Source organism: Thalassospira sp. NFXS8, assembly GCF_040148805.1.
Taxonomy (GTDB): domain Bacteria; phylum Pseudomonadota; class Alphaproteobacteria; order Rhodospirillales; family Thalassospiraceae; genus Thalassospira.
Window position 1 is genome coordinate 342,035 of the sequence record NZ_JAGEMF010000002.1, and the last position, 13,710, is coordinate 355,744.

At 51.2% G+C, this 13,710-nt stretch carries 13 protein-coding genes; 4 read left to right on the forward strand and 9 right to left on the reverse strand.

Going from position 1 to position 13,710, the window contains the following annotated elements:
- Nucleotides 1-45: 45 nt before the first annotated feature.
- Entirely contained in the window at nt 46-1,344 is a 1,299-nt protein-coding gene (locus J4E05_RS10890) for an oligosaccharide flippase family protein (protein ID WP_349595354.1), read from the forward strand.
- Nucleotides 1,334-2,161: a glycosyltransferase gene (locus tag J4E05_RS10895; RefSeq protein WP_349595357.1), complete on the forward strand. Its 828-nt coding sequence runs from the start codon at nt 1,334-1,336 to the stop codon at nt 2,159-2,161. The genes J4E05_RS10890 and J4E05_RS10895 overlap by 11 nt, the downstream gene beginning before the upstream one ends.
- A gap of 39 nt (nt 2,162-2,200) precedes the next feature.
- On the opposite strand, the gene J4E05_RS10900 is transcribed toward J4E05_RS10895, so the two are convergent.
- Together J4E05_RS10900 and hutC are read right to left on the reverse strand one after the other, a co-directional pair.
- The gene (locus J4E05_RS10900) at nt 2,201-2,635 is read right to left on the reverse strand and encodes a VanZ family protein (RefSeq protein WP_349595360.1); all 435 of its coding nucleotides are present in this window, start codon (nt 2,633-2,635) and stop codon (nt 2,201-2,203) included.
- 165 nt (nt 2,636-2,800) lie between these two features.
- Complete coding sequence (gene hutC, locus J4E05_RS10905; protein WP_349595363.1) at nt 2,801-3,592, reverse strand: histidine utilization transcriptional repressor HutC; 792 nt, start codon at nt 3,590-3,592, stop codon at nt 2,801-2,803.
- A gap of 310 nt (nt 3,593-3,902) precedes the next feature.
- On the opposite strand from hutC, the gene hutH reads away from it, so the two are divergent.
- A complete protein-coding gene (gene hutH / locus J4E05_RS10910) occupies nt 3,903-5,435 on the forward strand; it encodes a histidine ammonia-lyase (protein ID WP_503012343.1) in 1,533 nt (510 codons plus the stop codon).
- 132 nt (nt 5,436-5,567) lie between these two features.
- Nucleotides 5,568-6,791 carry an imidazolonepropionase gene (gene hutI / locus J4E05_RS10915; protein WP_349595369.1) on the forward strand — a complete coding sequence of 408 codons (1,224 nt, stop codon included), beginning with the start codon at nt 5,568-5,570 and terminating at the stop codon, nt 6,789-6,791.
- A gap of 34 nt (nt 6,792-6,825) precedes the next feature.
- Here the strand turns inward: hutI and J4E05_RS10920 are convergent, their stop codons facing one another.
- The 7 genes from J4E05_RS10920 to J4E05_RS10950 all read right to left on the reverse strand — a co-directional run bounded on the left by J4E05_RS10920 (nt 6,826) and on the right by J4E05_RS10950 (nt 13,438).
- On the reverse strand, nt 6,826-7,068 hold the full coding sequence (locus J4E05_RS10920) for an XRE family transcriptional regulator (RefSeq protein ID WP_349597546.1): 243 nt from the start codon (nt 7,066-7,068) through the stop codon (nt 6,826-6,828).
- Nucleotides 7,069-7,150: 82 nt separating this feature from the next.
- Nucleotides 7,151-8,242, reverse strand: a complete 1,092-nt coding sequence (locus J4E05_RS10925) for an AbrB family transcriptional regulator (RefSeq protein WP_349595372.1) — start codon at nt 8,240-8,242, stop codon at nt 7,151-7,153.
- Between the two features lie 165 nt (nt 8,243-8,407).
- A complete protein-coding gene (locus tag J4E05_RS10930; RefSeq protein ID WP_339777526.1) occupies nt 8,408-9,925 on the reverse strand; it encodes a tripartite tricarboxylate transporter permease in 1,518 nt (505 codons plus the stop codon).
- Nucleotide 9,926: 1 nt separating this feature from the next.
- Complete coding sequence (locus tag J4E05_RS10935; protein WP_085595739.1) at nt 9,927-10,358, reverse strand: tripartite tricarboxylate transporter TctB family protein; 432 nt, start codon at nt 10,356-10,358, stop codon at nt 9,927-9,929.
- 66 nt (nt 10,359-10,424) lie between these two features.
- The gene (locus J4E05_RS10940) at nt 10,425-11,411 is read right to left on the reverse strand and encodes a Bug family tripartite tricarboxylate transporter substrate binding protein (RefSeq protein ID WP_349595377.1); all 987 of its coding nucleotides are present in this window, start codon (nt 11,409-11,411) and stop codon (nt 10,425-10,427) included.
- A gap of 33 nt (nt 11,412-11,444) precedes the next feature.
- Entirely contained in the window at nt 11,445-12,248 is an 804-nt protein-coding gene (locus J4E05_RS10945; RefSeq protein ID WP_349595380.1) for a citryl-CoA lyase, read from the reverse strand.
- The gene (locus J4E05_RS10950; RefSeq protein ID WP_349595383.1) at nt 12,245-13,438 is read right to left on the reverse strand and encodes a CaiB/BaiF CoA transferase family protein; all 1,194 of its coding nucleotides are present in this window, start codon (nt 13,436-13,438) and stop codon (nt 12,245-12,247) included. The genes J4E05_RS10945 and J4E05_RS10950 overlap by 4 nt, the downstream gene beginning before the upstream one ends.
- Nucleotides 13,439-13,710 lie beyond the last annotated feature (272 nt).

Here is a 13,710-nt window from a genome sequence, read left to right on the forward strand (position 1 = left end):
TGCCAATAAAAAATATTAGTAATTGATAGATATGTATATAAACGCATGAGTAAAATTTTAAAAAATATATTTTTCCTTCGAAAAGATTTTATTCTGAAGAGCGTTCAAGCTTATTTCATTTTTGGACTTAATGCTTTCGTTCCGTTAGCTATTATTCCGTTGATCGTTCCGAGCGTTGGAATAAATACATGGGGGATGATTGCAGGAGTATCTGCAATAGGCACCTATATTTCAATTATCATCGAAGGGGGGGCCCATCTCTTTGGAACTCGTGAAATTGCTGAAAATAGAGACAATACTTCGCATTCATTGAATTTCTTTTGTGTGGTATTTGTTTTGAGATTAATTTTATCACTAGTATGTGGTATTCTGTTTTTTCTATTTATTTTATTTTTTCATAATTCTTTTTATCCGTTAGATCTATTCGTGCCGGCTTTGATTTGGGGGATTTCTTTAGGTCTGACGCCCGCTTGGTATTTTTTAGGAAAACAACAGATTTTATTGGCTGGTATATGTGATGTTATCCCGAAGATACTTGCTCTTTCTATTTGTGCTTTAGTTATAAATGAACCTAAAGATGCCCATTTTTACTTTGAAATTTTAGCTTTTTCTCATGTGCTGTCATTGTTTCTTTCATATTTTTATATATTTATGAATAGTGAAGTAAGTAATTTTTACCGCGATTTCAAGTGGGGGCCTTATGTGCGTTTATCGTTGAATAAAGCAAGGGGAATATATTTCATCCATGTTTTTGGGTCGCTGTATAATATATTTCCTGTTATAATTATAGGAGAGTTTTTTTCACTTAAAGCTGCAGGTGTTTATGCTATCGGTGACAGAGTAGTCCGAACAGTTTTTAATGCTATCCAGCCATTAAGGCAGGTGATTTTTCCTAAAGTAATTTCTTTTATCAAAGATCCAAATTCATTGGTTCCCAAGTTCGTGGGGAATTCCACTATTTTTTTGATCGTAATGTCATTTTTAGTTATGATGTTACTTATTTTCTTTTCCGGTGCGATAAATAGAATTGTGTTTGGCGTGGTCGGGGAGGGGGAAATAAAATATGTTATTAAAATTTTATCAGTGCAAATGTTCATTCAAAGCATATTTAATGCTTTAGGTATTAATTATTTGCTGCCAGCTCATAAAGATAAGTTTTTCTTTTTTTCTGTGTTGATGAGTTGTAGCGTTGTCCTGGTTGGGTATTTCGTTTCGGTTCGGCCTCCTATTGCAACTACTGCAGCATTTTTGATACTTATTGCGGACTCGGTTGGTCTTATATGTGTTGTCTTTTTTACCTTTGGTGCTGACATCAAGAGGCGAATGTTCAAACATGGGAAATAACGATCTTACTGTTCTAATGTCCGTGTATAAGAATGACAACCCTCGCGACTTAAAATTGGCTCTGCAAAGCGTTATTGATCAGTCTGCTAAAGCTAACGAGATCGTTTTAGTAGTTGATGGCCCTGTTTCAGAAGAACTGATGGAGGAAATTAAATCAGTTCAGAAAGAATCAGAAATTTATATTCGCGTTGAGTGTTTACCCAAAAATGTTGGTTTGGCATCTGCTTTAAATTTTGGCTTATCGTTATGCCAGACGAAATATGTTGCAAGAATGGATAGCGATGATTATTCGTTGCCAAACCGCTTCGAGAAACAGTTATCCATTTTAGAGAGTGATAGCGATGTTGACATTTGCTGCAGTTGGCAAGGAGAATTTGAAAGTGATTATGAATCATTTTTTCGCGTAAAGAAGAGTCCTGAATTCGACGTTGATATAAAGAAGGCTCTGCAATATAGAAATGTTATTTCTCATCCAACTATAATGTTTAGAAAAGAAATAGTTCATTCGGTGGGAGGATATTCAAAATATTTTGGGTTATTGGAGGACTGGGATTTATATTTACGGCTGTCCGCTCAAGGATTTATTTTTTACTGTATCCAATCCCCGTTGGTGAATGTTCGAGTTTCTACGGACCAGTATTCTAGGAGAGGTGGTTTTAAATACTTATTCCACGAAATGAATTTTAAAATCCATCATTTGAAAATGAACCGATTGAACTCGAAGTCTTTTTTTATATCACTCTTGCCAACCATATTTTTTCGATTGTCTCCTGTTTTTGTAAAGCGGCATTTATATGAGTTCATACGGAAGAAATAAGAATTTATTTTTTCTGATGTAACGTTGGGCTAGCGAATATTATATTTTACGTAAAATATTTGCCAGAACAATTCCAGCTAGGATTCCGGCCAAACTCGCACTCATATCTGCGATCGAAGCAATACGTCCATGACCGAAGTGAGCTTGCATCAACTCCAGTCCTGGAGCGCACAGAGTAATAATCATTACAAGAATCGTGCTGACGAGCTTGCGCCCGTAAATTATGGCCGGCCAGAATGCCATAGCAGCAAATACACTGATGTGAACGATTTTATCAAAATTATAATGATCGGTAACGGCAAACCGGCTGTCGATCCCTGCATAACCAATTGTTATCAACCCTATACCCCATATTGAAAGTAAGATTAGTCTATAGCGATAAAGTCGGCCCTTGAATCGACTCATGAAGGCTGCCGACGTCGGATAACTGTTATCATGTTCAGATATTGAATTTGCGGCGTTATCCGTTTTCATGTCGGTGATTTTCCATGTATTAGTTGTTATTGGTCTCGAGCGTTAACGTTTCGATTATCATAGCCTATCTGTAAACTAATCTAAGGCTGTTGTAATATAAAACCACTTCCGGATTGAAATGGCGATACATCAGAGATAGTTGGATTCGTGTGGAATGATATTACTTTACCCGTCACTGGGATGCTGTGGGGCAAAGTGCCCGCCAAGCTGGTAACTTTCGCCCGGATGGGTGAATTTTGCCACTGTAATGGGGGTGCCGTGAAACCAGGTGCGCCGATGTAATACCAGGCACGGTGCGCCGTGGGCGATATCCAGGCGTTTGGCGGTGGTGTTATCTGCTGCTATTGCTTCGATCAAATGCTGGGCATCTGAATAGGGGGCGTTGGCCAAAAGCCAGGCCGCAGCGGTAATATCCCTGAAATCCTGTTGGGCAAAGGCCGGGGCGGCGGCAAGGTTAACCCAGCGGTCCTCGACCTGAACAGGAACATTTTCTTCGCGGTGCAGACAGACAAAATGGCACAGCGATGCCCCCGGTGTCAGACCAAACCGGGTTGCAAGGGGGGCATCGGCGGCCACGGTATCAAAGGTTATAATTTCGCTGTCATGGCGGTGCCCGCGGGCGCGAATATCGCGGTCAATTGCGCGAATTTCCAATATCGGTGATTGCCCTTTGCGATCGGCAACATAGGTGCCGGCCCCTCTGGTGCGGGTTAAAACACCTTCCGCCACCAGTTCGCGCAAGGCGCGGTTTACCGTCATGCGCGATGCCCGGAAGACCCGGACCAGCTCCATTTCGGTTGGAATTTTCTGGCCGGAAACCCAATGCCCGGAAATGACATTGCGCGCCAATACCCGTTTGATCTGGGCATAAAGCGGGCCATTACCATCAAGGGTCAGGTTGGTAGCGGACAGCGTTGCAGGCAAATCCTGGGTCAAGAAACGGGCCTTTTTCGTCATGTCTGATGTTGCCACCGGCGTAAAAGGGGCAATCGAACCAGGGAGCTAAACACGATTTCGTTAAATGTATAGATCTTTTGTGTGCGTGTAATGCCGGGAAATGTCAAAAATATCGTAATATTCAGGCATTTTCCCCCGAAAACCTTTCTCTTGCCAAGTTGACAAAGCGCGATTTATAGATTTGTATATACATATTGGATCAGAAGAAGGCCTATGGCCCGGCGATTTGCCGGCGGCGGTCTATTGATGCCGGTTATGACGTCGTAATCACCGTGCCCCAAACAGGGCCTCAACTTGCCGATGGTGAAAAATTATGGAAACGATCAAGCTAATCCCGGGTGAATTGACACTGGCCCAATTGCGCAAAATTGCCGCTGGTAATGTGCAGATCGATATTGACGATGCCTGCCGGGAGCGGGTTGCTATCGCCGCCGGTACGGTGGAAGAAGTGTTGAAACGCGGCAAAAGCGTTTATGGTATCAATACCGGCTTTGGCCTGATGGCAAAAACCCGCATTGATGAAGACAGCCTGCGCGATTTACAGCGCAATCTGGTGCTTTCGCATTGCACCGGCACGGGGGATCCGCTGTCTGATGCGGTGGTACGGCTGGTTCTGGCATTAAAAATCACCAGCCTTGCTGCCGGGCATTCCGGGGTGCGACCGGTGGTGATCGATACCCTGATCGCGCTGTTTAATCATGGCATTTACCCGCTGATCCCGGCCAAGGGGTCGGTCGGGGCATCGGGCGATCTGGCACCGTTGGCCCATATGAGCCTGGCCTTGATTGGCGAGGCCGAGGTCCGCCATGAGGGTAACGTTATTCCCGCCATCGAAGGCCTGGCCAAAGCCGGGGTGGATGCCGTGGTACTGGCACCAAAAGAAGGCCTGGCCTTGTTAAATGGCACACAGGTTTCAACCGCCCTTACCCTGTTTGGTCTGTTTGCGATTGAGGATAATTTTGCGTCTGCGGTTTTGGCCGGGTCGGTTTCGGTTGATGCCGCCAAGGGCAGCGATACCCCGTTTGATGCCCGCATTCATAAATTGCGCCGTCAGCCCGGGCAAATTGCTGTGGCGGCCAAATATCGCGAATTGCTGGCAGATTCGGAAATTCGCCGGTCTCATGCCGATTGTGACCGTGTACAGGACCCCTATTCATTGCGTTGCCAGCCCCAGGTGATGGGGGCGTGTCTGGATCAGATCAACCATGCTGCCGCCATTTTAGAACGTGAAGCCAATGCGGTGACGGATAACCCGCTGATTTTCCCTGATGAGGGGGATATTTTGTCGGGTGGGAATTTTCATGCCGAACCGGTGGCCTTTGCCGCCGATATTCTGGCGATTGCGGCATCGGAAATTGGTGCGATTTCCGAACGTCGCATTGCCCTGTTGATTGACCCGGCAATGGTCGATCTTCCAGCTTTTCTGGTGGAAAATGGCGGGCTTAATTCCGGCTTCATGATTGCCCAGGTGACGGCGGCGGCCCTGGCATCGGAAAACAAAACACTGGCCCATCCGGCATCGATTGACAGTTTGCCAACCTCGGCCAATCAGGAAGATCATGTGTCGATGGCAACCTTTGCCGGGCGCCGTCTGGCCGATATTGCCGATAATGTGAATGGCATCATTGCGATTGAAATGCTGGCTGCCTGTCAGGCGATTGAATTTCGCCGCCCGATGACATCCAGTGATGCGCTGGAAAAGGTTATTGCATCGGTTCGCGCGGTGGCCGCGTTTTACGACAAGGACCGTTATTTTGCCCCCGATATTGCAGCGGTAAAGGCGCTTTTGAAATCGACCGCCATTCATGGCTATGTCGATGATTTGTTGCCCAGTTTTGCCTGACCGGTTTTTGTATCCCCGATGTATTTGCGGCACATCGGGGATACGGAACGGTTCTTGACCCGGCCCGGCGAAGCGTGCATTTAATTGTCTATACATAAAGCCTTTGGCAAACACCAAAACAGGGACAGCATCATGTGGGATCATATCTGGATCAACGGCCATTTTGCCACCATGAACCCGGCCATCAAGCAGCCTTACGGGGCAATCCCCAATGGGGCGATGGCGGTGCAGGATGGCAAAATTTGCTGGCTGGGATTGATGGATGATCTGGCCGATGCACCGGAAAAACTGGCAAAGTCTGTAACGGATCTGGCCGGTGCCTGGGTAACACCGGGGCTGGTCGATTGTCATACCCATCTGGTGTATGGCGGTAACAGGGCCGATGAGTTTGAAAAACGCCTGAATGGTGTCAGTTACGAAGAAATCGCCCGGGCGGGCGGGGGGATTCGGTCCTCGGTGACCGCAACCCGTGCGGCGAGCGAGGATGATTTGGTGAAACATGCACAAAAACGGCTGAACAATTTGCTGCGTGAAGGTGTCACCACCATCGAAATCAAGTCCGGTTATGGGCTGCGAACCGAAGACGAAGCCAAAATGTTGCGCGCCGCGCGGCGTTTGGGCGTTGAGAATAATATTGATGTGGTGACAACATTTTTAGGCGCCCATGCGTTGCCGCCCGAATATGCTGATGATGCCGATGGGTATATTGACCTGGTTTGTTCGCAAATGCTGCCTGCCATTGCCGCCGAAGGGCTGGCCGATGCGGTTGATGCTTTTTGTGAAAACATCGCCTTTAACACCGCACAAACCCGCCTTGTGTTTGAGGCGGCGCGTGCCCATAATTTGCCGGTTAAATTACATGCCGAACAGTTAAGCGACCAGAAAGGTAGTATTCTTGCTGCCGATTATCATGCCCTGTCGGCGGACCATCTGGAATATCTGGCCGAAGACGGTGTGGCGGCGATGGCACAAGCCGGGGTGGTGGCGGTGTTGCTGCCCGGCGCGTTTTACTGTTTGCGCGAAACCAAATTGCCGCCAATTGATTTGCTGCGCCAGCACGGTGTGGATATTGCGATTGCCACCGATAGCAACCCGGGCACATCGCCCGCATTATCTCTGCTGTTAATGGCAAATATGGCCTGCACCCTGTTTCGCATGACCCCGCAAGAAGCGCTGGCGGGAATTACCCGCAATGGTGCCCGTGCCCTGGGCCGGGGCGACAGCCACGGAACGCTTGAGATCGGCAAGGTCGCCGATTTTGTGGTCTGGGACATTGATAGCCCGGCCGAACTTTCCTATGCCATTGGCGGCAATCCGTGCCTTGCTGTTGTTCGGCAGGGCACGTTGCGAAGGTAGCTGTCTGCTTCAAGTGTACCGTGTCTGTTTGCCCTTAAAGAGGAAACCCGTAATGGGTGCCGTCGGGAAGCTTCACATCAAGGTGTAATTTGCCACCAGATGCTTCAACATAACGTTTGAGAGATGAGAGCCTCAGGTCACGTCCTGATTGTTCCATATCGGAAACAGTCGGCTGTTTGATACCTAAAGCAGCTGTAATATCGCTCTGTGTCAGGTGCATGCGTTCGCGAAGTTCGGCCAGATGTGCTGCAAACTCCCGATCTGCGATCGGAATCATCACATCATAAAACCGTTTTTTATCGCTGGCCTTGTTTCCCGCACAAAGAACAATTTCTTTTCGGTGGTATCGAAGGTGACTGTTATTTGTTGTTTGTCCTATTTTCGAAATGCCGTTTTTGCAGCCACCGGGCCAGCATCGGTGCCAGCAGCACGATTTCAAAAATGCGGATGATGTGGTGAAAGGCGACAAAGCTGGGTTCGATGTTCAGGGCCAGCGCAATCAGCGACATTTCGGCAACCCCGCCCGGTGCAAAAGCCAGCAACACCGCCATAAAATTCAGGTCCAGCCAGTGGGCAACGAACCAGGAAACAACCCCGGTAAAGGCTAGAATAACCACCGTTGCAGCCACGGCGTAACCGGCAAGGCGCACCAGAAATGCCAGTTTAACCCCGGCAAAGCGGCTGCCAATGGCGGAGCCCAGAATCCACAAACTGCCATCCAACAGCCATTGCGGTAAATTGCCATCGACAATGCCGCTGATATGCAAGGTGGCACTTGCCAGCATGGCCCCAGTCATTTCGGCGGCTGGAACGCGCAAGCGGCGAAAAATCAGCACGGTAACAATGGCGCAAAAGGCGGTTAGCAAGCCATCTTCAAGCGACATGACAACGCCCGCTTCCCCGTGCCCATTGGCGACCACCCCGGTAATCATCATTACAATGATCGGGGCTGACATCACCAGCAGCAACACCCGCAACCCCTGGGTCAGGGCAATTTCCTGTTCGTTGCCACCTGCGGCCGCCCCTAAAACTACCATGGGCGTTAACCCGCCAGGGGTGGCTGAAAACAGGGCGGTGGCCGGGTCGAGCCGGGCGATTTTGGCATAAAACCATGTAATAATGGCGGTAATGATCGGGACATAAAGCAGGACGGCAACCATGCTGATCGGCCAGCGCGCTGCCTGGTCGATGGTATCTGGTGTAAATGATCCGCCCAGAAACACCCCGATCACGCCCAAAATCATGGCGCGAAATTTCATGGGGATGGCCATGGGCACGCGCAGCAGGGCGAAAAGGAATGTTGCCAGCATGGGCCCCATCATCCAGGCCAGCGGCATGGAAATGACATGTGCCACAAACCCGCCGACCATGCCAATCACCAGCCCGGTTGCCAAAAGCCGGAAAAAGCGGGGCGTTAAACTGGCAAGGAACGTGTCGGGTTTTGCGGGCATGGCTATTTCCGGGGTTGGTGATGTTGAGGGTGATCGTGATGCGGAACGAGTTGAAAATGATAATCGTATTTAAATACGGGTAAGGCAAACAAGCCGCCAGATAAAAAACGGACAAAAAAAGGGCCGGGTCCGCATCGCGAACCCGGCCCTTTTCACGGTCCTGCTTTACGGGGAAACTGTCGGGTCTTTTTTCGGGCGCAGGAAACGGCCGAAAACGAACGGGGCGATAAAGCCGACAATGGCCAACACCCAGATCGAAATCGTCAAGGGTGATCCCCACAATGTACTGACATCGCCGTTGGAAATTTCCAGCGCGCGGCGCAGGTTCTTTTCCATTTCATTGCCGAGCAGAATACCAAGAATGATCGGCACTGTCGGAATGTTCATCTTGCGCAAAAGATAACCGATCACACCAAAAATGATCATCATCAGCAGATCAAAGGTCGAGCCGGAAATACCATAAATGCCGACAAACGAAATCATGGTCACCGCAGGCATCAGATATTTGCTGGGAACGCGCAGAACCCGGACAAACAGCCCGACCATCGGAATATTAAGGCACAACAGCATGATGTTGCCGATGAACAGGGCCGCGATCAGGCCCCAGACAACATCCGGGCGCTGGGTAAACAACAGCGGACCGGGCGTAATGTTAAGCGCCATCAGCATGGCAAGCAGCACTGCCGTGGTGCCTGATCCCGGAACCCCCAGGGCCAGCATCGGCACCAGTGCCCCCCCGGCAGCAGCATTATTCCCCGCTTCCGGGGCGGCAACCCCGCGCGGGTCGCCTTTGCCAAAGGTCCCGTCCTTGTCGCTGATTTTCTTTTCCACGGTATAGGAAACGAAGGACCCCAGCGACGCCCCGGCACCGGGCAAAACACCGGCGAGAAAGCCGATAATGGTGCTGCGGCCCATGGCACCCGATGTGCTTTTCAGCATCGACCACGGTGCAGTCACCCGGGCCAGTTTATGGGTTTGCGCACTGGGGGCCGATCCGGTTTTGTGTTCCAAAAACAGCAAAACTTCGGAAATGGCAAACAGGCCAACGATGGCGACCAGAAAGTCGATGCCTTCGTAAAGGTGGATATTGCCAAAGGTCATGCGCGGCACACCGGTCTGGTGGTCGACACCAACCATGGCAATGGCAAGGCCGATCATGGCGGCAATAACGGCTTTGGCCTGGTTTTGCGAGGCAACACCGCCTAGGGTGGCAAAGGCCAGCGCAAACAGGGCAAAATATTCAGCCGGGCCAAACAGCAGGGCAACCTTTACCAATTGTGGTGCCAGAAACACCAGACCCCAGGTGGCAAAGAAGGCACCAACGAAAGAGGCAATCCCCGACAGGGCCAGGGCTTCGCCTGCCTGGCCTTTTTGCGCCATCGGGTAGCCGTCCAGCGTGGTCATCAGGGCGGGTTCATCGCCGGGAATGTTGAGCAGAATCGATGAAATACGCCCGCCATACATGGCGCCGTAATAAACCGATGTCAGCAAAATCAGGGCCGGTGTTGCCGGAAGGCCAAGGGTAAAGGCCACCGGAATGAGGATGGCGACACCGTTGGACGGGCCAAGACCGGGCAGGGCACCAATGATGGTGCCGAGAAAACAGCCAACCAGGGCGAGAGCCAGATTCTGGAAGGTGAGCGCAACGGCAAAACCGTCGGCGAGTTGCGATAATACATCCATGTCAGAACCCCCAGGGCCCGCGGGCCAGCGAGAGTTGAAGAACAAGGTGGAACACGACGTAAATGCCCACAGAGATCGAAACACCGGCAATGGCGGCGGCAACGGGTTTTGCCCCAAGGCGCCAGCTTAGAATGCCCGATGTGATGGCGGTGGAGAGAACAAAACCGGCCACCGGCAGTGCATAGGTGTAAGCCACCATGACAGCCACGGCGAAGACGATTTCGATCATGCGCGCAGCCCCGGGCCAGTCAGGCTCGGGATCCGGCTTGAGGATCGGGAAAATGGCGGCGATCGCCAGCAACACACCAATCAGGATCGGGAAGAACTTTGGTCCCAGGTAATCGGTAATGAAGCTGGTTTGAATCTGGGTCGCCATGAAAATATAGAATGCAGATAGCAACAGGCATGCAACGCCCAGGGCTCTGTCACTCATGGCTCTTCTCCAAAATGAAGAGAGCGCCGCACCCCGATGGAGTGCGGCGCCACAGGAGGGCGGTATTTATTTAATCAGGCCGATTTCGCGGCTGAGCGTCTGGGTCGAGGAAATCTGGTCGCTAACGAATTTTTCAAAATCCGGACCAAATTTGTTTAACGGCATCAGGCCGTTATTGGCCATGACTTCTTTCCATTCGTCGCTGGCATAGGTGGTTTTGATGGCATTGACCCAATAGTCATATGCATCATCGCTCATGCCTTTGGGGGCATAGAAACCACGCCAGTTTGCCCCGACAGCGTCGATACCCTGTTCTTTGGCGGTGGGGAATTTGTTGAATTCCTCGCCCGGCAGGCGTTCTTCGGAGAGAACAGCAAGGATTTTCAGATCACCTGAATCAACAAAGCCTTTGGCTTCGGAAATGTCGCCGGTGAATACCTGAACATGGCCGCCCAGAAGCTGGGTGACGGCTTCCCCGCCACCTTCAAAGGCGACGTATTTGATTTTCCGAATATCGTTAATTCCGGCTGCTTTTGCGGCAAGCAGAACTTTCAGATGGTCCCAGCCGCCAACGGCCGACCCACCTGCGAAAGCAAGTGATTTTGGATCTGTTTTAACTTTTTCGAACAGTTCCGGCAGGGTTTTGATGTCGGAATCCTTGGAAACGGCAATGACGCCATAGTCAGCACCAATGGTCCCAACCCAGCGAACCTGATCCATGGTGGAACCCGGGAAAGCACCCTGGGCCAGACGGGTGGTGGTTGCCGAAGAGGCGGCAACGATCAGGTCGTTATCGTCATTACGCTTGGAGACGACTTCGGCATAGGCAACACCGCCGGAGCCGCCAGCCATGTTAACCACCTGCATCGGGCTGGCGATGGTTTTAAGGTCATAAAGGGTCTTGCCGATTTGACGGCAGGTAAAGTCCCAGCCGCCGCCAGCATTGGCCGGAGCAATACATTCAGGTTGCTCGGGTTCGAATGCGTGTGCGGCAGTGGAAACGATGACCATCGAAGCCGCAATTGTAAGTGCTTTGATTAAAGAACGCGTCACTGATACCTCCCATTATTGGTGTGACTATTGATTTTATTTTGGGGCAATGCGCCCCGGCATACGCGGCGGGCCATCGTAGGTCCACCGGTAGGATGGGGGAGTCGGACCCTTGTTCCGTCCTCCCTGACCCATTTGCTCCCAGGCATGTGAAATGACACCAACACTGCGAGACAAACAGAAAAGGCCGCGAGCAAGCGGGGCTGGAAAGCCAAGCTCGGCATAGATAACGGCAGTAGCTCCGTCGATATTCATCGGAACGGCTTTGCCTTTGGTTTGGGCAAGAGATTCTTCAATAGACCGGCCAATGGCGGCAAAGCGGCCCGATACCACGCCTTTGGCAGCAGCTTCGTCGACAAGACCAAGCAAGCGGGGGGAGCGTGGATCCACCGGTTTATGAAAACGGTGACCAAAACCGGGAATATATTTTGTCCGGCTTTTTTGCCATTCGACCAGCATTTCCGATGTGTGTTCGGGCCCGCCGGCTTCATCAATCATGTGATAAAGTTCAACGGCCTGTTCCCCGGCACCGCCGTGGACGTCATCAAGGAAATTGACAGCGGACGCCATTGCGCCATTCAAGGGTAAACCGCATGTAACGGCCATGCGGGCCGCCGCAATTGAGGGGGCCTGGGGGCCGTGATCAACAGCGGCAACAAGGGCTGCCTCAAGCAGTGCTGCCTGATCCTGACCGGGTAATTCGCCGCGTGTCATCAGCCAGATCATTTGCGGAAAACTGACATTGCCTATCAGTTCCTCGACAGGGTAACCGCGGAAACTGATTTTACCGGGTTCCATTTCAATGATGGAAGTGCGCCACCAATCGGAAACGTCGTTCATAACGTTCCTTCCTTCTTCAATTTAGCCAGGGCTTCGTCGTCAATGCCCAGTGATCGGTAGATCTCGTCATTGTGTTGACCCAGACCTGGCGGAGGGGTTGATACATCGGGTGCCGCGCCGTCAATTTTATAGCCGGTTCTAACGATGGTGATGTCGCGTCCGACATCCGGGGTATCGCTGAAGGTTGCCAACATGCCCCGGTCGGCAATTTGTGGGTGGGCAAGGATTTCGGGGACACTGAACACGGCACCTGCCGGTACGCCGATTTCATTAAGTTCACGCGCCCAGTTCCGCGCCGGACGCGTTCGGAGCGTTTTTTCAAGATCGGCCTTCAAGGCCGCCCGGTTGGCTTTGCGGTCTTCGCGGGTGGCATATTCCGGTCGGGTTAACAGTTCTTCGCGGCCAAGGTGATGCGCCAGTGCTTCCCACTGTTCGTCCTTGTTCGCGGCAATGTTAAGGGGGTTATCTGCGGTTTCAAACGTGCCTGATGGTGCCGATGTGAGGTTTTCATTGCCGTTGGCTGTGGGTTCTATCCCGCCGATCAGATAGTTTGATACGGCCCAGCCCATTGTCGCAATGGTTGCCTCGAGCATGGAAACATCAATAAAGGTGCCCCGTTGTGGCGCATTCAATGCCCCGGATATGGCAAGGGCGGCGGTAAGACCACCAATCGTATCGGCAATCGGATAGCCAGCGCGCAAAGGGGCGCTTTGCGTATCGCCGGTAATGGACATAAGACCCGACGCGCCCTGAATGATCTGGTCATAGGCGGGGCGGTGTAACCAGGGACCATCCTGCCCGAAACCGGAAATAGCGCAATAAATCAGTTTTGGATTAACTTCGCGCAGAACGTCATAGCCAAGCTCAAGACGATTCATCACGCCGGGACGAAAGTTTTCGACCAGGACATCCGCTGTTTCGACCAGCTGCTTTAACAGCTTTTTGCCTTCAGGGTGTTTCAGATTGAGAGTTACGGATTTCTTGCCGGCATTTTGGGCCAGAAAGGAAATTCCCATGTTTTTTTTGCTTAATTCGGGGTCCGCCCCCAACTGCCGGGCCAGATCGCCACGGCCAGGTGCTTCAACCTTGATGACCTCGGCCCCCATATGGGCGAGCTGATGGCAGCAAAAGGGTCCGGCCAATACGTTGGTAAGGTCAAGGACACGAATGCCCTCCAGCGGTCGTTGCATCTTTTCCTCCGGCGGTATTTCAAAACGCATGGTGCGATGGGGCAAAACCCGGCTATGCGTTTTGAATGAGGAGGGATCGGTTCCAGGATGCCGGATGCTGGTATCTTCCACTGCCAGTTTTATACGAGGCATTGGCATCTGACGTCTTGACAGGGCTGACAGCCTTGCTCATTGATTCCTCCCAACTGGCCTATTGTTCTGTTTGTTGGAATTTAATTCTATTTAACAGAACGATATTCTGTGGTCCAGAACGAAATTCTGTTAAATGGAAC